The 18131-nt window shown below is 58.7% G+C and carries 16 protein-coding genes; 12 read left to right on the top strand and 4 right to left on the bottom strand.

All coding sequences use genetic code 11. From position 1 onward, the window contains the following. The first annotated feature begins 59 nt into the window (after window positions 1-59). Together HGP17_RS07515 and HGP17_RS07510 are read left to right on the top strand one after the other, a co-directional pair. Complete coding sequence (locus HGP17_RS07515; protein WP_168807392.1) at window positions 60-551, top strand: DUF2306 domain-containing protein; 492 nt, start codon at window positions 60-62, stop codon at window positions 549-551. A gap of 93 nt (window positions 552-644) precedes the next feature. Continuing rightward, window positions 645-1559, top strand: coding sequence for a neutral zinc metallopeptidase (locus HGP17_RS07510; protein WP_168807390.1), 915 nt, complete (start codon window positions 645-647; stop codon window positions 1557-1559). 49 nt (window positions 1560-1608) lie between these two features. Here HGP17_RS07510 and HGP17_RS07505 read toward each other — a convergent pair whose 3' ends face one another. After that, a complete protein-coding gene (locus HGP17_RS07505; protein WP_168807388.1) occupies window positions 1609-2601 on the bottom strand; it encodes an aldo/keto reductase in 993 nt (330 codons plus the stop codon). A 125-nt stretch (window positions 2602-2726) separates the two neighbouring features. On the opposite strand from HGP17_RS07505, the gene HGP17_RS07500 reads away from it, so the two are divergent. From HGP17_RS07500 to HGP17_RS07485, 4 genes are all read left to right on the top strand, one after another. After that, window positions 2727-3638, top strand: coding sequence for a LysR family transcriptional regulator (locus HGP17_RS07500; RefSeq protein WP_168807386.1), 912 nt, complete (start codon window positions 2727-2729; stop codon window positions 3636-3638). 160 nt (window positions 3639-3798) lie between these two features. Continuing rightward, window positions 3799-5055 (top strand): TCR/Tet family MFS transporter, encoded by a 1257-nt coding sequence (locus tag HGP17_RS07495; RefSeq protein WP_168807384.1) that lies wholly within the window; start codon window positions 3799-3801, stop codon window positions 5053-5055. 148 nt (window positions 5056-5203) lie between these two features. Further along, window positions 5204-6601 carry an MATE family efflux transporter gene (locus HGP17_RS07490; protein WP_168807382.1) on the top strand — a complete coding sequence of 466 codons (1398 nt, stop codon included), beginning with the start codon at window positions 5204-5206 and terminating at the stop codon, window positions 6599-6601. A gap of 94 nt (window positions 6602-6695) precedes the next feature. Beyond that, window positions 6696-7268: an EVE domain-containing protein gene (locus HGP17_RS07485; RefSeq protein WP_168807380.1), complete on the top strand. Its 573-nt coding sequence runs from the start codon at window positions 6696-6698 to the stop codon at window positions 7266-7268. A gap of 117 nt (window positions 7269-7385) precedes the next feature. Here the strand turns inward: HGP17_RS07485 and carA are convergent, their stop codons facing one another. After that, window positions 7386-8594, bottom strand: a complete 1209-nt coding sequence (gene carA / locus HGP17_RS07480; RefSeq protein ID WP_168807371.1) for a glutamine-hydrolyzing carbamoyl-phosphate synthase small subunit — start codon at window positions 8592-8594, stop codon at window positions 7386-7388. A gap of 126 nt (window positions 8595-8720) precedes the next feature. Here carA and HGP17_RS07475 point away from each other — a divergent pair, with 126 nt between their 5' ends. Both HGP17_RS07475 and HGP17_RS07470 read left to right on the top strand, forming a co-directional pair. Continuing rightward, complete coding sequence (locus tag HGP17_RS07475) at window positions 8721-8888, top strand: hypothetical protein (RefSeq protein WP_168807361.1); 168 nt, start codon at window positions 8721-8723, stop codon at window positions 8886-8888. Window positions 8889-8892: 4 nt separating this feature from the next. Further along, complete coding sequence (locus HGP17_RS07470) at window positions 8893-9345, top strand: GatB/YqeY domain-containing protein (RefSeq protein ID WP_168807359.1); 453 nt, start codon at window positions 8893-8895, stop codon at window positions 9343-9345. Here the strand turns inward: HGP17_RS07470 and HGP17_RS07465 are convergent. Both HGP17_RS07465 and HGP17_RS07460 read right to left on the bottom strand, forming a co-directional pair. Next, window positions 9320-10228: a hypothetical protein gene (locus HGP17_RS07465; protein WP_246703962.1), complete on the bottom strand. Its 909-nt coding sequence runs from the start codon at window positions 10226-10228 to the stop codon at window positions 9320-9322. The two genes, HGP17_RS07470 and HGP17_RS07465, sit on opposite strands and share 26 nt — an antisense overlap. Before the next feature lie 335 nt (window positions 10229-10563). Beyond that, window positions 10564-10797 (bottom strand): hypothetical protein, encoded by a 234-nt coding sequence (locus HGP17_RS07460; protein WP_168807357.1) that lies wholly within the window; start codon window positions 10795-10797, stop codon window positions 10564-10566. 570 nt (window positions 10798-11367) lie between these two features. Here HGP17_RS07460 and dnaG point away from each other — a divergent pair. From dnaG to tdh, 4 genes are all read left to right on the top strand, one after another. Continuing rightward, a complete protein-coding gene (gene dnaG / locus HGP17_RS07455) occupies window positions 11368-13356 on the top strand; it encodes a DNA primase (protein ID WP_168807355.1) in 1989 nt (662 codons plus the stop codon). A gap of 8 nt (window positions 13357-13364) precedes the next feature. Next, entirely contained in the window at window positions 13365-15245 is a 1881-nt protein-coding gene (gene recQ, locus HGP17_RS07450) for a DNA helicase RecQ (protein WP_168807353.1), read from the top strand. 330 nt (window positions 15246-15575) lie between these two features. Then, a complete protein-coding gene (locus HGP17_RS07445) occupies window positions 15576-16763 on the top strand; it encodes a glycine C-acetyltransferase (RefSeq protein WP_168807351.1) in 1188 nt (395 codons plus the stop codon). 21 nt (window positions 16764-16784) lie between these two features. Further along, entirely contained in the window at window positions 16785-17822 is a 1038-nt protein-coding gene (tdh, locus tag HGP17_RS07440) for an L-threonine 3-dehydrogenase (protein WP_168807349.1), read from the top strand. Window positions 17823-18131: the final 309 nt, after the last annotated feature.

Below are 18131 nucleotides of genomic sequence, written 5' to 3'. Positions count from 1 at the left end.
TTCGATTGAGAGAACAACACTATCACGGAAAGGCTCGATAAACTCAACCGGATAGGATCATGACTCTCGAGCCCCTTCTTGATGCGCCCATCGCAACCCAGATCCATGTCGCAGCCGTCGTGCCTGCCGCCTTGCTCGGTGCCTATCTACTCCTCATGCCAAAGGGGACGCCGCTGCACCGCCTGCTCGGCAAGATCTGGCTGATCCTGATGGTCGTGACAGCACTATCGAGCTTCTTCATTCATCAGATCAACCTGTTTTATGGCTTCAGTCCGATCCATCTGCTGTCGGTGTTCGTGCTGTTCGGCTGTTGGGGAGCAATCGCCAACGCGCGCAAACACGATATCGCGGCGCACAAGCGCATCGTCAGGAGCCTCTACTTCGGCGGCATCGTGGGGGCTGGCGTGTTTACTCTTCTGCCAGGCCGTATCATGAACAAGGTCGTCTTTCATGGCGATGAAATCGCGCCGATTCTGGTCGTGGCAGGGATCGCCAGCTGGCTTTTATGGCTGATGTCCAAAGAAATATGGCGCCGCAGGCGCTTAGGCTGACGTTCTCCCATCAGCCAACTGGCTTTGTTCGCCTTCCTGTATATATAAATGCCTCAAGGGACTTTCGTTTTAGGCATCGCCAGGAGGTGCACTATGGATTGGAAGGGGCGTCGGCAATCCGACAATATTGAGGACGAGCGCGGTTCATCACCGATGGGCGGCGGCGGCGGTGGTGGGTTTCGCTTTCCCGGAGGAGGGATCGGCGGCGGTGGATTGAGCCTTCGCACCATTATTGTTCTTGTGGTCATTTTCCTGGTGCTGCGCGCCATGGGCGTCGATGTCATGGGTCTGCTGCAGCAGAGCGGTGTGCTCGGCGGCGGTTCCGGATATCAGCAGAGCACGTCGAGTGGCGCTGGCGGTCAGCCGGCCAATGACGAGATGAAGCAATTCGTCGCGACCGTTCTTGGCGATACGGAAGATACCTGGACGGGCATCTTCAAATCGATGGGCCAGACTTACACGGATCCGAAACTGGTGTTGTTCTCCGGCAGCTTCCCCTCTGCCTGCGGCCAGGCTTCAGCGGCCACCGGCCCGTTCTATTGCCCGAGCGATCAGAAGATCTATCTCGACATGGCCTTCTTCAAGCAGATGAAGGATCAATTCGGCGCGGCCGGTGACTTTGCCCAGGCCTATGTCATCGCGCACGAGGTCGGCCACCATGTTCAGGATCAGTTGGGTATTCTGCCGAAGTTCAATCAGGCCCGTCGCAACATGAGCGAGGTGGATGCCAACAAGATGTCGGTGCGCATCGAGTTGCAGGCCGATTGCTTTGCCGGCATTTGGGGTAAGTTCACGCAGCAGAAGGGCATTTTGCAGGCCGGCGATCTCGAAGAGGCGCTGAATGCAGCGCAGCAGATCGGCGACGATACGTTGCAGAAGCGCACGCAGGGCTATGTCGTGCCCGACAGCTTCAACCACGGCACCTCCGCGCAGCGGGTGAAGTGGTTCAAAAAGGGTTTCGATTCCGGCAAGCTTTCGGACTGCGATACGCTGAACAATCCCGTCTGATTTTCCTTGCCCGCTCCCGAAGTGCGGGGGCGGGCAAGACATCGTGCTATTACTTTTCGCTGTCGAGATGTGTCAGCTGTGCATCGGGATAGCGGCCCCCAGCGGCGGCGTCTTTGGGGATCGCGCGCTCGATCGCTGTCATATCCTCCGCCGACAGTTCGATCGGGAGTGATCCCAGCGCTTCGCTCAGGCGGTCGCGGCGGCGCGCGCCGATGACCGGGACGATTTCCTTGCCCTGCGCTGCCACCCAGGCGATGGCGATCTGTGCGACGCTGGCGCCCTTCGTGTCGGCGATCTTTCGCAGCGCTTCCACAAGCTCGAGGTTCTTTTCGATATTCCCGGCCTGGAAGCGCGGGCTCATGGTGCGGAAGTCACCTTTCTGGGCGTTGTCCTTTTGCCAGTGGCCGCTGATCAGGCCGCGCGAAAGGACGCCATATGCGGTGATGCCGATGCCAAGTTCGCGGCAGGTCGGCAGGATCTTGTCCTCGATGCCACGCGAAATGAGCGAATACTCGATCTGCAGATCGACGATCGGGTGGACGGCGGCGGCGCGGCGAATGGTGTCCGCACCCACTTCGGAAAGGCCGATATGCCTGATGTAGCCGGCCTTGATGAGGTCGGAGAGGGCGCCGATCTGTTCTTCGATGGGTACGTTCGGGTCGAGCCGGGCAGGGCGATAGATATCGATATGATCGACGCCGAGGCGCTGGAGTGAATAGGCAACGAAATTCCTGATGGCAGCCGGGCGTGCGTCGTAGCCGAGCCATGCGCCAGAGGGATCGCGCAGGGCGCCGAACTTGACGCTGAGCAGGAAATCATCCCGGTTCAAGCCTTTTATGGCTTCGCCGATCAGCATTTCATTGTGACCCATGCCGTAGAAATCGCCCGTATCGAGCAGATTGATCCCCGCATCGAGGGCGGCATGAATGGTCGCGATGCCTTCGGCGCGATCGGACGGGCCATACATGCCCGACATGCCCATGCAGCCGAGGCCGAGGGCCGATACTTGCGGTCCGGTCTTTCCCAATTGATGCTTTTCCATTGTGTCTCTCCTTGATCGAAGGTGCGTGCTCATGCCGCGTGGATCTCTGTCGACGCTGTTTTACTTCATTCTTGTCTGTGCGATAATCTGGGTAAATCGAAACGGGTTGTTTGGAATTTCGCACAATGGATGATTTGCCGCTGGCCGATCTTGTCGCCTTCACCGCCGTTGCCCGCGAGCGCAGTTTTCGCGAAGCCGCGCGCAAGCGCAGTGTTTCCGCTTCCTCCCTGAGTGAAGCCGTTCGCCGATTGGAGGAGCGGCTCGCGGTGCGCCTGCTGAACCGGACAACCCGCAGCGTCACGCCGACGGAAGCGGGTGAGAGGTTGATGGAGCGGCTGACGCCCGCCATGGGCGAGATCGCCGTCGCCCTCGACGATATCAACAGCTTTCGCGACAGCGTTGGCGGGACCCTGCGGCTGAACGTACCCACCGTCGCCGCGACGGTCGTCATGCCGGATATCATCAGTCGCTTTCTGAAGGAGTATCCGGCCATCTCTCTCGAGATCGTCGCCGAAGATAGTTTCATCGATGTGGTGGCGGCAGGTTATGACGCCGGCATCCGCTATGATGAGCGGTTGGAGAAGGACATGATCGCGGTGCCGATCGGGCCGCGCCAGCAGTGCTATGTCACTGCCGCATCGCCGGCCTATCTGGCTGCCCACGGCACCCCGCAACATCCGCGGGACATACTCGAACATCGCTGCATCCGTCATCGCTTTCTCAGCGGTTCGGTTGCTCCCTGGGAGTTCGAGAGGAATGGCGAGACGATTTTCATCTCGCCGCCAGTGGTTGTCGCTTCGAACGCCATCGATATCGAATGCCATGCGGCGGCTGCCGGTCTTGGCATTATCAGGACGTTTCGGGACTTCCTTGCCCCGCAGATCGAAAGCGGTGAACTGGTGCCGATCCTGGAGGAATGGGACACCGTGTTTCCCGGTCCATTTCTCTATTACGCCAGCCGTCGGCACATGCCGGCGCCGCTGCGCGCGTTCGTCGATTTTCTCAATCGCGAGCAGCGTCGAAGCCGCGACAGATAGACGCCCGGGGCTTAAAGATCAAAAAAAGCGGTCCATAAATCAATAAGATTGAAGCGTTCACGGATTGTTTCTGCGAAAATCTTTCGCTATGGGGAACGTTCCGGTTTTCCGTTCACGTTCTGTCTCTTTCATGGAGACGGAGCCCTCATAAGGCAACTCCATGATCGACCAGAAATTCGCACGTCGGGGCTTGTTCCTCGTCTTCCTCATTCTCTTCCTCGACGTGATGGGCATTGCGATCATCATGCCGGTGCTGCCCAAATATCTGGAGGAGCTGACCGGTGCCTCGGTGAGCGCTGCTGCCACGGAAGGTGGGTGGCTGCTGCTCGCCTATGCCGCCATGCAGTTCCTGTTCTCGCCGCTGATCGGCAATCTGAGTGATCGATACGGCCGACGTCCGCTGCTGCTCGCATCGGTGCTGACCTTTGCGATCGACAATTTCATCTGCGCCATCGCCGGCTCCTATTGGATGCTGTTCGTCGGCCGGATTCTCGCAGGCATCAGCGGCGCGAGTTTTTCGACCTGCTCGGCCTATATCGCCGATATCAGCAACGACGAGAATCGCGCGAAGAATTTCGGCCTGATCGGCATGGCTTTCGGCGTCGGCTTTGTGCTTGGCCCAGTCATTGGCGGCTTCCTTGGCGAATTCGGGCCGCGTGTGCCGTTCTACGGCGCGGCGGCATTGGCCTTCCTGAATTTTGTGGGCGCCTATTTCCTGCTGCCGGAAACGTTGGAGGAAAAGAATCGCCGTCCCTTTGAAATCGGCCGTGCCAATCCGTTCGGTGCGCTGCGTCAGATACGGCGTTACCAGGGTGTCGGCTGGATTTGCGTCGTCATGTTCCTGAACTGGCTGGCGCACGGTGTCTATCCGGCCGTCTGGTCCTTCGTGACCTCCTATCGCTATAATTGGAGCGAAGGGCAGATCGGCTTCTCCCTCGGCGTCTATGGAATCGGTGCCGCCATCGTCATGGGCCTGATCCTGCCGCGGCTGGTGCCGGTGCTTGGCGAATGGAAGACGGCGCTGCTTGGCCTTGGTTTCTCCTGCCTCGGCCTCACGGGCTATGCCTTCGCATGGCAGGGATGGATGGTCTATGTGGTCGTCGTCGTCACTGTCATCGAAAACATTGTCGATGCGCCGCTGAGGTCGATCGCGGCGAGCAAGGTGCCGCCATCGGCGCAGGGCGAATTGCAGGGCGCGCTTGGCAGTCTGACGAGCATCACCGCCATCATCGGGCCGGTGCTCTTCCCTTATCTGTTTCAATATTACACGACGCCGACCGCGCCTGTCGTCTTTGCCGGCGCGCCGTTCATCATGGGCGCAATCCTGACGGTGGTGGCTTTTGTCGTGCTTCTGACGAAGGTCCGCAAAAGCGAACCTAGTGTGGTCGGTCAGTCGCAGGCGGGCGAAGCGGCCTAAAAATTCATCAGTTATTTTGATGTCCTGATGAATTCTTTAGCACAATGGACTTGTCTGCTGGCTTTTTAAGCTAAGTTGCGTTAATGCGGCGGGCTCGCGCACCCTTGGGTAGGGTGGCCTGCGCGACTATAAAAATCGAGTTTTCATCATGGATATGCCGGTAGCTGCGCGTCCCAACGCTCATGACAACAACAATTCGTGGGCTGCACATATCCGTGCAACCCTTGCGCTCGGCATACCGCTGATCGGTGCGCAGTTGGCGCAGCTCGGCATCAACACGACCGACGTGATGATCGTCGGGCGGCTGGGCGCCGAGCAGCTTGCCGCGATGGTGCTATCCGCGCAGTTCCTCTTTACGATTCTCATTTTCGGCTCGGGCTTTTCCATCGCCGTCGTGCCGCTCGTTGCCCAGGCCTATGGCAAGGGTGACGTGACATCGGTGCGCCGTGCGCTGCGCATGGGCCTTTGGGTTGTGACAGCCTACTGGCTGATCGCGCAGCCCGCATTCTTCTATTCCGAGGAGATCCTGCTTGCAGCCGGGCAGAAACCTGATGTTGCCAAGCTCGCCAGCGGCTACATCGATATCGGTCACTTCGCGCTGCTGCCGGGGCTGCTCTACAACGTCATCCGCGCATTGGTCAGCGCCATTGGCCGTGCCGGGATTATTCTCAAGGTCACCATTGCGATGCTGGTGATGAATGCGGTGCTTGCCTACATTCTGGTGCTTGGCCATTTCGGTCTGCCGGTGATGGGCCTGCATGGCGCCGCCATCGTCTCCGTTGCGGTGCAGACTGCCGGCTTCTTCTTCATCGTCGGTTATGTGCAGGCGCATCAGGACACGCGGCGCTACGAGATTTTCGTCCGTTTCTGGCGCCCTGATTGGAGTGCCCTTTGGGATGTGGTTCGATTGGGCTTTCCGATCAGTGTCACGGTTCTCGCGGAGGTCAGCCTTTTCACCGCAGCTTCGTTGTTGATGGGGCAGATCGGCACGATCGAGCTTGCTGCTCATGGCATTGCGCTGCAATGGGCGTCGATCGCGTTCATGATTCCGCTGGGTCTGAGCCAGGCGGCGACCGTCCGCGTCGGCGTCGCCCACGGGCAGGGCGATCATCTCGGCCTGAGGCGCGCGGCCATCGTGGTTCTCGTCGTCTCGAGCTGCATTGCCCTTTGCGGCAGCATTCTGTTTGCAACGGCGCCGTCCTGGCTGGGCAGCTGGTTCCTCGACGTGCATTCGGCCGAGGCGCCGCAGGTGCTTGCCTATGCGGCACCGTTGATTGTCGTGGCCGGCCTGTTCCAGCTCGTCGACGGTCTGCAGTCGATTGCCAGCGGCCTGCTGCGCGGGCTCAAGGATGCACGCGTGCCGATGATCATGGCGTTGATTGCCTATTGGCCGATCGGCTTCTTCCTGGCCTGGCTGTTGGCATTCCCGCTCGGCTTTGGCGGCATCGGAATCTGGTTCGGCTTTCTGCTCGGCCTTGCCTCCGCCGCGGCGATGTTGTGCGCACGATTCTACATTCTCGTGCGCTCTGAAAAGGCTGCTGTCTGAGGGCGCATTTTCCGATGCCAACCCCTCAGCATGCTGACAAAAATTGACAGCATGGTCGTCTATAGTCCTCTCATACCAACGACGGGAGACGACCATGACATTCGAAGCTAGCGATCGTAATGATGCCGCGCTTTTTCCGCGGGAAGACTCCATCCGCCAAGGCACAACGGTGCGTCTGTTCCCGCATGCCAATTCCTCGTCGCGCCAGGCTCAGCCTGCGCAGCGGTCTTACTGGTTGGCGGTGGCAAGTGCCGAACATGTGCGTATTGGACGCCAGCATGGGTTCATGCAGGTAAACCACGGCAAGCGGGCGCCCTTGAAGCGCATCAAGCCGGGTGACGGTATCGTCTATTACTCGCCCTCGGTGAAAATGGGCGAAAGAGACGGCTTTCAAAGCTTCACGGCCATCGGCTTTGTCCGCGAGGGCGAGCCTTATCTTGCGGAGATGGGCTGCGGGAAGGCGTACCGCAAGGATGTGGATTGGCTTGATGCGCCAGAGCAACCGCTTCGTCCTCTTCTCGGTTGGCTCGATTTCACGCAGGACAAGAATTGGGGCTACAAGCTGCGCTTCGGCCTTATCGAGTTCGGCCAGTCCGATTTTGAGTTCCTCGAGGAAATTCTGATGAGCGAGCTTGAGGTGGTCAAGCAACGTCGCCTGCAGGCCTGAGGCCAGGGCCGTCAAACCGATATAGCGAAGAGACCTCCCAATTTGACGCGCAAAGAGAAAGCCCCGGATTGGCTGTCAATCCGGGGCTTTTTTCATGTCATCAAGCTTTCGTCGTGATCAGGCGCGTTCTGCCAGAGCCGGCTCGCCCTTCTTTTCGCGAACCAGATTGACGAAGCGGCGGAAGAGATAGTGGCTGTCCTGCGGGCCGGGAGAAGCTTCCGGGTGGTGCTGGACAGAGAAGACAGGCTTGCCGGAGACGCGCAGGCCGCAATTGCTGCCATCGAACAGCGAAATATGAGTCTCCTCAACGCCTTCCGGCAGCGACTTCGAGTCGACTGCGAAGCCGTGGTTCATCGAGACGATTTCGACTTTGCCAGTCGTGTGATCCTTGACCGGATGATTGGCGCCGTGATGGCCCTGATGCATCTTCGCGGTCGTGGCACCGAGCGCGAGGCCAAGCATCTGGTGGCCGAGGCAGATGCCGAACAGCGGAATTTCCGTCTTCAGCAGGTCCTTGATGACCGGGACGGCATATTCGCCTGTTGCAGCTGGATCGCCGGGGCCGTTGGACAGGAAGATGCCGTCCGGGTTCAGGCCGAGAACTTCATCCGTCGATGCGGTTGCCGGGAGAACGGTGACCTTGCAATCGAGGCCGGCAAACAGGCGCAGAATGTTGCGCTTGACGCCGTAGTCCAGGCAGACGACGTGGTACTTGGCGTCGGCAGCGCCGAGTTCGCCATAACCTTCGTTCCAAACCCAAGGGGTCTGCGACCATTGCGAAGACTGGCCGGAAGAGGCAACCTTGGCGAGGTCTAGACCTTCAAGGCCGCTCCAGGCCTTGGCATCCGCCTTCAGCTGCTCGATATCGAACACGCCATTGGGGTCATGGGCGATGACGCCGTTCGGCATGCCGTTTTCGCGGATCCATGCTGTCAGCGCGCGGGTGTCGATACCGCTCAGGCCGATGATGCCGCGGGCCTTCAGCCACTGGTCCAGATGCTTGGCAGCGCGGTAGTTCGATGGATCGGTGACGTCGGCCTTGAAGATAACGCCGACCGCGCCGTGGCGGGCAGCCGGCGTCAGGTCTTCGATATCTTCGTCGTTCGTGCCGACATTGCCGATATGCGGGAAGGTGAAGGTGACGATCTGTCCGAGATAGGAAGGATCCGTCAGGATCTCTTCATACCCCGTCAATGCCGTGTTGAAGCAGACTTCGGCCTGGACCTTGCCGGTCGCGCCGATACCCTTGCCTTCGATGACGGTGCCATCGGCAAGAACGAGAAGAGCAGTCGGCTTTTCAGTGGTCCATGGGGCTGTCGCGGTCATAGTCATCCCGTTTCCGGCGTCGCGCGCGGTCTTGAAGAGACCAGCGGTTCCGCCATGTTTGTAGCAAGGTACGGCCGGCGACATCGTCGCGGCTTGAGATCTTCCTATCGATCTAATGTGCAGGTGATGGACATAACCAAACAAGGCGAGCCGGTCAATGCGCGCTTTTGCTTTCCTATCAAGGAATTCGGGCTTGCTGGCGCAATTGCATTGATCGACCCTGTTGGTCTAGAAGACAGCAACATGACACAGGTGGCCGGGGCGATCGTCGCTGGCCTGCTTCAAGGAGTTTAGAGATATGATCCGCGAAACCCTTTCCAACGCCCAGAAAGACGCCATGAGGGCCAAGGACAGCGCGAGGCTTTCGACCGTTCGCCTGATCCTTGCCGCCATCAAGGACAAGGATATCGCCAATCGCGGTCTCGGCAAGGAGCAGGCAAGCGAAGACGAAATCCTGCAGCTGCTCGCCAAGATGATCAAGCAGCGCGAAGAATCGATAAAGATCTATATCGAAGGCGGCCGCCCGGAGCTCGCCGATAAGGAGCGCGAGGAAATCGCGGTCATCCAGGGCTTCATGCCCGAGCAGCTTTCCGAAGAGAAGGTGCGCGAGATCTGCGTTGCCGTCGTTGCCGAGCTCGGCGCGCAGGGCCTGAAGGATATGGGCAAGTGCGTCGCTGCGCTGCGCGAGCGCTATGCCGGTCAGATGGATTTCGCCAAGGCCTCGGCTATCTTGAAGGAATTGCTGAAGTAAAACTCTGCTTCTGCTTCGTTGGGCGGATCTGCAGAGGTCCGAACGCGTTTTTCCAGGCGGCTTCTATAAGGGCGAATTTTTCGGCCTGAAAGTTTCGGTACTCCTGAAGGAAGCCGCAAGACAGCCAAAGTTGGCTTCTACCGGGGGAGCCCGTCCACCCGATGCTTTGCATTGCGGCTGCTTTATGCATGAGCCGCTTTGCATGCGTTCTGGAAATGAGAAAGCGGTGACAGATGTCCGTGAAGGCGATGCGCCCGACGATCGCGCGGTGTGTGGTCGAATCGTAAAGCCCGACGCGGGAGATCAGGTAATCCATGATTACGCCGCCGGAATTGGCTGACGTGAACAGGTCGAACGTGTCTCCCGGCTCACGGAGATCATGGCTGTTGATGATGGCGGCTGAGATTGCAGGCTGCAGCGTAGCAACGATCTCGGGTCGTCTCGCCAGCAGCAGGCTGCGTTTGCCGCCGTCCAGCCTGTCCAGAACCGCAAGATGGATGCCGAGCCATTTTGTCATATACAGAATGGCTTCCTCCGTCGGCTCCATCGGTCTTGCCCGGCGATCCGGCGCGATCGGCAAATACCGCAGAAAACCATCCGCCAGCATCTCGTGAAGAAAGCTCAGCGCCGTATTGTGACTGGCAATCTCATGGTCGACCACGTAGCTCGCGAATCGATTGGCATGAATGCCCGGCGGTTCGCCATCCACTCCGCCGTAATAGAGACCAAAGCCGGCAAGCGCCATCAGCCAACGCTGTTGCGAAGCAAATACCGAGCAGACCTGCTGGTTTTCATCATAAGTTGACACCATTTCTCGTGTATAACCGAGAATTTCTGCGAAAAAATCGAGATCTTTAGCAAGTTCCTGCGCGGATAAAGACATGTCGCCGTCTCCGATGAACTAGGTAAAATTCTGAATTATCTGATGAATATGATGGCGCTCAAGATGACATATCTTGCGATATTATGAAATATACATTGCATCATACACGTTAAAATACCGGCGTGGCGGACTTAAGCCGCCTGCTGAGGATTTTCGTGCTGTTCGGTGTCGTAAAATTAGAGAAGGCAGGAGCTGGGGGAGCTCCTGCCTTCTTGCGCTTTGCAGGCGTTTGATGACGCAGGGTGGGGCCCAAAAATCAAACGTCTTTTGCAAAGGCACTCAGGTGGGGCGGCGCCGGGGGTAGGGATGGTGCCCCACCTGAGTATCTGCTGAACTTATCTGAGGATCCTGACTTCACGGGGCAAGGCCAACGCTTGCGACGGCAGTTCGGACATCTGAATCTTTACACCTGCGGTAAGAGCAGGGACTTTGATATCCGCTGGCAGCTGATAACCTGCGCCAGCGTAAAGAACATTCATCTCGTCACTTCCTTTGGCCGCCGTCGCAGAGCTGTAATTTGCTGTGGCAAACATAGCCGCTGCGGCCAGGGGTACGATCAGAATGCGCATTTCCTCTCCTAAACTGAAAGCCCGTACCTTGTGGCTTCCCGTTCGTCGGGGCGTCTCGGCATGTCGCGTCGCGAAGTATTTTTCTTCGCCGGCTTGTCTCGCCCCGTGAGGACAAAGCTATTGCGCTGCACATCAACAATCAAATTACAAAAAAATAATGTTTGGCTTACAAACTATGCCGCAAATGCGCCACTAGACAGAGCAGCGCCTTACGGATGTTCTTATGCCCGACACCGATGGTCCGATTAAAGTTTGCGGTCACCAATAACTTGGACCATCTGCAAGCCTTTGCTTCTGATGCATTTTCCGCTCACGCTTTGGTTATTTACATGCGATCGAGGCGTCAGTTCTGCGCGTGCACCGCAGCGAAAGGCCTATCCTTGCTTTCGGTTGGAAGGCCGCCGAAAGCCGAAAAGGAGGCGTTCATTTCTTAGACATATTCACGGAGTTGTGATTGAAGCCGGCGAATTGCAATCGACGGACAAAGGCCTGTGAATAGCGTGCGCGCCTGTTCGGTCGTCGTGGCAATGCGCGCCATTCCTGTTTATATGGAGTGAGCCAGAGGTAGCCATGCGATTTTCCAATACGTTTCTCGACGAGATTCGCGACCGCGTTCTGATTTCAGACGTGATCGGTCGTCGTGTGACGTGGGATCGGCGCAAGACCAATATACCGCGGGGCGATTATTGGGCCTGCTGCCCGTTCCACGGTGAGAAGTCGCCGAGCTTTCACTGCGAGGACCGCAAGGGGCGGTATCATTGCTTCGGCTGCGGCGTCACGGGCGACCATTTCCGCTTTTTGACCGAGCTTGAGGGCTTGAGCTTTCCGGAGGCGGTGCAGCAGATCGCCGATATGGCTGGCGTTCCCATGCCCGTCGCCGACCCGATGGAGGCGAAGCGGGAAAAAGAGCGCACGTCGCTGCTTGACGTCATGGAGATGGCGACTCAGTTCTTTCAGGATCAGCTACAGACTGCGAATGGCGCTCGCGCTCGTGCCTATCTGCGTGATCGCGGGCTGACCGGCCGCACCATCGAGACGTTTCGACTTGGTTATTCGCCCGACAGCCGTAACGCGTTGAAAGAACATCTGGCCGGCAAAGGCGTGCTGAAGGAACAGATCGAGGCGTGCGGCCTCGTCGTGCACGAGAACGTGCCGGTCTCCTATGATCGCTTCCGCGACCGCATCATGTTTCCTATCCTCTCCTCGCGGGAAAAGGTCATCGCCTTCGGTGGCCGGGCGATGTCGCCGGATGCGCCGGCGAAGTACCTTAATTCCAATGAAACGGAGCTCTTTCACAAGGGTAACGTGCTCTACAATTTCACTCGCGCCCGGCGCGCTTCGCAAGGGCCGGATGGCGCCGGCACGATCATTGCCGTTGAAGGCTACATGGACGTCATCGCCTTGAACCAGGCCGGCGTCGAGAATGCCGTTGCGCCGCTTGGCACGGCGCTGACTGAAAATCAGCTGGATCTTCTGTGGAAGATGACGCCGGAGCCCGTGCTGTGCTTCGATGGCGATGGCGCGGGTATTCGCGCCGCCAATCGTGCCGCCGACCTGGCGTTACCGCATATCAAACCCGGCCGTACCGTCCGTTTCGCGCTTCTGCCCGATGGGAAGGATCCGGACGATCTCGTGCGCCAGGATGGCCGCGCGCCCTTCGACAAGGTTCTGGCGCAAGCACGTCCCCTGGCTGATCTCATATGGGCGAGAGAGGCTGGCAGCGGCACGTTCGAAACGCCCGAGGCGCGAGCCGAACTCGAAGCGCGGCTGCGCCGCATCGTATCGGTCATCGTCGACGAAGATGTTCGCCGGCATTACCAGCAGAGCATGCGCGAGCGGCTCAACGGTCTTTTCCAGCCGCAGTTCCAACGGGGCGGCAACCAGCAGGCGCGCGGCTTTTCCCGTGATGGCAATGGCCGCTCCTTTGGTGGGCGCGGCGGCCAAGGGCGCGACCGGGCCGCAGCGAGCACGACGGCCTCCGATCGCCTGATGCGCTCGGCAATGATCAAGGGACATCAGGATATTCCAAGCCTTCGCGAAAGCGTGCTGGCCTTGACGATCGTGAACCATCCTTTGCTGCTGCAGGACGAATATGACGAGATTGCCGCGATCGACTACGACAGCCGCGAGTTGCAGCGTCTGTGGTCGGCGGTTCTTGGTATCGCCGCGGCCATGGTCGGTCCGCAGCTCACCCGCGAGCGGCTGGTGGAGCAGCTGGAGGAACAGGGCTTCGGTGCCCTTTTGAAAGGTCTCGATCAGCAGGTTCGCAATGCACGACTCTGGACGGCCACCGAGGAGGCCGCGATGGAAGACGCGCGGGAAGGATATCGCCAGGCGCTGGCGCTCCATAAGCGATCGAAGGCGTTGCGCTGGCATAAGATCGAGCTTGAGGGAGCGATCGCCGAAGCTACGGAAGATGGCGATGGCGAGGCAATCGACCAATTGATGCGCGCATTGCAGGAAGTGCAGCTGGAAGCCGTGCGACTGGAGAACCAGGAAGCGATCATCGATGGCTTTGGCGTGCTGTCGGGCCGCGTCAAGAGCGCTGCGGGGAAGTAGAGACGTAGATGCCGCAGCCGGATAGACTGGACCCGCGATTTTCCGCCGATGAAGCCTTGTTTGGCGGCCGTGCCGAAGATGCCGCGCCGCTTGATGTGCTGAAACGCGTCTATGGCTATTCGGCGTTTCGCGGCAAGCAGCAGCAAGTGGTTGAGCATGTGGTGTCGGGTGGCGATGCTGTAGTGCTGTTTCCGACCGGAGCCGGCAAGTCGCTTTGCTTTCAGATTCCCGCCCTTTGTCGGGACGGAATCGGCATCGTCGTTTCGCCACTGATCGCGCTGATGCGGGATCAGGTGGAAGCGATGAAGCAGCTCGGCATCCGCGCCGCCGCACTGAATTCGTCTCTGTCGCGCGAGGAGGCAAGCGAAGTCTATCGCGCCGTTTCGAACGGCGCGCTCGACATGCTCTATGTGACGCCGGAGCGCATCCTGACCGACGGCTTCCAGCAGATGATCTCCAGGACAAAGCTCGCGCTTTTTGCGATCGATGAGGCGCATTGTGTCTCGCAATGGGGGCATGATTTCAGGCCGGAATATCGCGATCTCGGCCGGCTCGCCGAATTGTTTCCCGACGTGCCGCGTATCGCGTTGACGGCGACGGCTGATCCGCATACCCGCGACGACATTATCGAGCGGCTGGCTCTCGACAATGCGAAGGTCTTCACCACGAGTTTCGACCGGCCGAACATTGCTTATGAGATTGTCGAGCGCGATCAGCCTCGCCAGCAATTGCTGCGCTTTCTCGACGGTCATCGGGGTAACAGCGGTATCGTCTATTGCCTGTCCAGAGCAAAGGTCGAGGATACTGCCGATTGGCTGAATGGGCAGGGCATCCGGGCGCTGCCCTATCATGCAGGCATGGATCGCGCGCTTCGTGACGCCAACCAGGACGCGTTCTTAAAGGAAGAAGACCTGTGCCTGGTGGCGACGGTCGCGTTCGGAATGGGCATCGACAAGCCGAATGTCCGCTATGTCGCTCATCTCGATCTGCCTGGCTCGGTCGAGGCCTATTATCAGGAAACGGGCCGCGCCGGGCGCGACGGTCTGCCGTCGGAAGTCTGGATGGCTTATGGCATGGCCGATGTCATCCAGCGACGGCGGATGATCGACGAGGGCGGTGCATCTGAGGAAATCAAGCGTGTCGAGCGGGCAAAGCTCAACGCGTTGCTTGCCATCTGCGAGACGGCGGGATGCCGTCGACAGTCGATCCTTGCGCATTTCGGTGAAGCGCACGGCGGCGGTTGCGGCAGTTGCGATACCTGCCTGAAGCCTGTCGAGACTTGGGACGGTACGGAAGCGGCGATCAAGGCGCTTGCGGCCGTCTATCGCACGGGTGAGCGGTTCGGCACCGGCCATGTCATCGATGTGTTGATGGGAGCGGTCAACGAGAAGACCGAGCGCTTTGGCCATGTCGATATGCCCGTTTTTGGCGCGGGCAAGGATATTCCTGCCCGTACCTGGCAGTCGATCTTCCGCCAGTTGCTGGCGAACGGCTTCATCAGCATCGATCATACCGCCTTCGGCGCCATGAAGCTCGAAGAGCAGGCGCGGGCGGTCTTCAAACGCGAGCGGCAGGTTTTCTTCCGGAAGGATCGGCCCGAGGCGGGCCGCCGCGGCAAGAAGGCGGGACGCCCCGAAAAGCAGGCACACGGGCTTTCCGGCGAGGCACAGGCGCTGTTCGATGCATTGCGTGCCGAGCGCACACGGATCGCCAAAGAACTGGGCGTGCCGCCCTATGTCGTCTTTCCCGATACGACGCTTATTGCCTTTGCCACCGAGCGACCGAGAAATCGTAAGGATCTCCTCGGAGTTTCGGGCGTCGGCCAGTCGAAGCTCGAGCGTTACGGCGATGCGTTTCTCTCGGTCATCTCGGATTTCGCTGCCCGTTGATACGTGCACGCGCAGCAGACGTCTCGCCAGACGAAGGCGGCGTCTTCGGTGGGCACTGAGCGCACTCTGTTTCTGTAGAACCGAGTGCCTTTTCGGCGCGTCTGTCTGATTTATTGACTCGGTCAAGTAATTTTCGAAATATCTGCTGATTATCTTCAGGTGGAAAGTTGCGCTCGCGAGTGCCGGTTTGACAGATAATATCGAACTCGTGCGCTATCGTCCCGACGTCACGGCACCGGGCGTTTTTGCCGCTGCTGGATGCAGCAACAGGCCGAATGCTGTGTTATTTCTTGAGCGATCAGGCACTGTGACCAGCATCGGAATGCGACAATGACCACAGAATTTCTATCACATCTGCGTAGCGAACTTCTCGGGTTGAAAGAGGCCGGCCTTTACAAGGCCGAGCGTGTCATCACCTCAAAGCAGGCCGGCGAAATCGCCGTTCTCGGTGGGGCTCGCGTGCTCAACTTCTGCGCCAATAACTACCTGGGTCTTGCCGACAATGAGGAGCTTGCCGAGGCTGCGAAGAAGGCACTCGACCGTTATGGCTACGGCATGGCCTCAGTACGCTTCATTTGCGGCACGCAGGAGGAGCACAAGCAGCTCGAGGCGAGGATTTCAAACTTTCTCGGCATGGCCGATACCATCCTCTATTCGTCCTGCTTCGATGCCAATGGCGGCTTGTTCGAAACGCTGTTGTCGGAAGAAGATGCGATCATTTCCGATGCCCTCAATCACGCTTCGATCATCGACGGCGTGCGCCTCTCGAAGGCGAAGCGCTTTCGCTACGCCAACAACGATATGGCGGCACTCGAGGAAGAGCTGAAGAAGGCCGAAGGCTGCCGCTTCAAGCTGATCGCCACCGATGGTGTGTTTTCCATGGACGGTATCATCGCCAATCTCGGCGGTGTTTGCGATCTGGCGGAAAAATATGGCGCGATGGTCATGGTCGATGACAGCCACGCCGTCGGCTTCGTCGGCAAGCATGGGCGTGGATCGCCGGAGCATTGCGGCGTCGAGGGCCGGATCGACATTATCACCGGCACGCTCGGTAAGGCGCTCGGCGGTGCTTCGGGCGGCTACACCTCGGCCAAGGGCGAGATCGTCGACTGGCTACGGCAGCGGTCGCGGCCCTATCTCTTTTCCAACACGCTGGCACCCGTCATTGCCGCCGCTTCGCTCAAGGTTTTCGATCTGATCGAGAACGGCGGCGAACTGCGGGCGCGGCTGAAGGGCAATGCCGAGCTTTTCCGTACAGAGATGACGAAGCTCGGCTTTACGCTCGCCGGCGCCGATCATCCGATCATTCCCGTCATGCTTGGCGATGCGAAGCTCGCGCAGGACATGGCGGCGCTGATGCTGAAGAAGGGCGTCTACGTCATCGGCTTTTCTTTCCCGGTCGTGCCCAAGGGGCAGGCGCGCATCCGCACGCAAATGTCGGCTGCCCATTCCAGGGCCGATGTTGAAAAGGCGATCACAGCCTTTGCGGAAGCCGGAAAAGAACTCGGAATCATTTGAATTGGTTGGAGAGAACCGATCATGTCGAACATGATGAAAGCACTGGTCAAAGCCAAGCCGGAAGTCGGGCTATGGATGGAGCATGTCCCGGTGCCGGAAGTCGGGCCGAACGATGTTCTGATTCGGGTCAGGAAATCGGCGATCTGCGGCACCGATGTTCATATTTGGAACTGGGATCAATGGGCACAGAAGACCATTCCGGTGCCCATGGTCGTCGGCCATGAATTCTGCGGCGAGATTGCCGAGATCGGATCGGCCGTCACGAAGTATCATGTCGGCGAACGCGTTTCGGGAGAAGGACATATCGTCTGCGGCAAGTGTCGCAACTGTCGCGCGGGCCGAGGCCATCTTTGCCGCAACACGCTCGGTGTCGGTGTCAATCGGCCCGGCTCTTTCGGCGAGTTCGTCTGCATTCCCGAATCCAACGTCGTGCCGATTCCCGACGATATTCCTGATGAAATTGCCGCGATTTTCGATCCCTTCGGCAACGCGGTTCATACGGCACTTTCTTTCGATGTGGTCGGCGAAGATGTGCTCGTGACCGGGGCAGGGCCGATCGGCATCATGGGAGCGATGGTCGCCAAACGTTCCGGTGCCCGAAAGGTCGTGATCACCGACATCAATCCCACCCGGCTTGAACTTGCCCGCAAGGTCGGCATCGATCACGTCGTCGATGCCTCCAAGGAAAACCTGGCCGATGTCATGAAATCCGTTGGAATGACCGAAGGCTTCGATGTGGGGCTGGAGATGTCGGGTGCGGCGCCGGCCTTTCGCGATATGATCGACAAGATGAACAATGGCGGCAAGATCGCCATTCTCGGCATTGCCCCGGCCGGCTTCGAGATCGACTGGAACAAGGTCATCTTCAAGATGCTGAACTTGAAAGGCATCTACGGCCGCGAGATGTTCGAGACCTGGTACAAGATGATTGCCTTCGTTCAGGGCGGTCTCGATGTATCGCCGGTGATCACCCACCGCATCGGCATCGACGATTTTCGGGAAGGTTTCGAAGCGATGCGCTCCGGTAACTCCGGCAAGGTCGTGATGGATTGGAACTGATGCTGTTTGGACACATTTCCGGCGTCGTCAATACATGGCGATGTCGGAAATGCGCAGGTTTCTTTAGAATCCTCTTGTCAATGCGTAGAGACTTCCTAAATACCAGAAACAATTGATTATGACGCACCGAGCCTGTGGATAAGGCTTTTTCGGGCATTTAACGGGCTTTTTTGCTGGAAAAGCTTGACGAGAACAAAAAATCTAGGAATCACCGTTTAACTTCGGAAAGAACGGTAAACTGGATCAAGCGGATCACCTAGTACCATGGCCGGAAACCAAAACGCAATCCAGCTTTGCAATCCGCTAGAG

It is taken from the genome of Rhizobium sp. P38BS-XIX, from assembly GCF_012641435.1.
In the GTDB taxonomy this organism is placed as follows: Bacteria; Pseudomonadota; Alphaproteobacteria; order Rhizobiales; family Rhizobiaceae; genus Rhizobium.
Note: the sequence above shows the minus strand (reverse complement) of the source record. Positions and strands in the feature narration are given on the sequence as shown.

Coding starts and splice junctions, on each gene's coding strand:
- HGP17_RS07470 (WP_168807359.1), top strand. CDS start 8,893: ATGATCCGCGAAACCCTTTCCAACGCCCAGAAAGACGCCATGAGGGCC.
- recQ (WP_168807353.1), top strand. CDS start 13,365: ATGCCGCAGCCGGATAGACTGGACCCGCGATTTTCCGCCGATGAAGCC.
- HGP17_RS07495 (WP_168807384.1), top strand. CDS start 3,799: ATGATCGACCAGAAATTCGCACGTCGGGGCTTGTTCCTCGTCTTCCTC.
- HGP17_RS07500 (WP_168807386.1), top strand. CDS start 2,727: ATGGATGATTTGCCGCTGGCCGATCTTGTCGCCTTCACCGCCGTTGCC.
- HGP17_RS07475 (WP_168807361.1), top strand. CDS start 8,721: ATGGACATAACCAAACAAGGCGAGCCGGTCAATGCGCGCTTTTGCTTT.
- HGP17_RS07485 (WP_168807380.1), top strand. CDS start 6,696: ATGACATTCGAAGCTAGCGATCGTAATGATGCCGCGCTTTTTCCGCGG.
- HGP17_RS07515 (WP_168807392.1), top strand. CDS start 60: ATGACTCTCGAGCCCCTTCTTGATGCGCCCATCGCAACCCAGATCCAT.
- HGP17_RS07460 (WP_168807357.1), bottom strand. CDS start 10,797: ATGCGCATTCTGATCGTACCCCTGGCCGCAGCGGCTATGTTTGCCACA.
- HGP17_RS07445 (WP_168807351.1), top strand. CDS start 15,576: ATGACCACAGAATTTCTATCACATCTGCGTAGCGAACTTCTCGGGTTG.
- tdh (WP_168807349.1), top strand. CDS start 16,785: ATGTCGAACATGATGAAAGCACTGGTCAAAGCCAAGCCGGAAGTCGGG.
- HGP17_RS07465 (WP_246703962.1), bottom strand. CDS start 10,228: ATGTCTTTATCCGCGCAGGAACTTGCTAAAGATCTCGATTTTTTCGCA.
- HGP17_RS07490 (WP_168807382.1), top strand. CDS start 5,204: ATGGATATGCCGGTAGCTGCGCGTCCCAACGCTCATGACAACAACAAT.
- carA (WP_168807371.1), bottom strand. CDS start 8,594: ATGACCGCGACAGCCCCATGGACCACTGAAAAGCCGACTGCTCTTCTC.
- HGP17_RS07510 (WP_168807390.1), top strand. CDS start 645: ATGGATTGGAAGGGGCGTCGGCAATCCGACAATATTGAGGACGAGCGC.
- dnaG (WP_168807355.1), top strand. CDS start 11,368: ATGCGATTTTCCAATACGTTTCTCGACGAGATTCGCGACCGCGTTCTG.
- HGP17_RS07505 (WP_168807388.1), bottom strand. CDS start 2,601: ATGGAAAAGCATCAATTGGGAAAGACCGGACCGCAAGTATCGGCCCTC.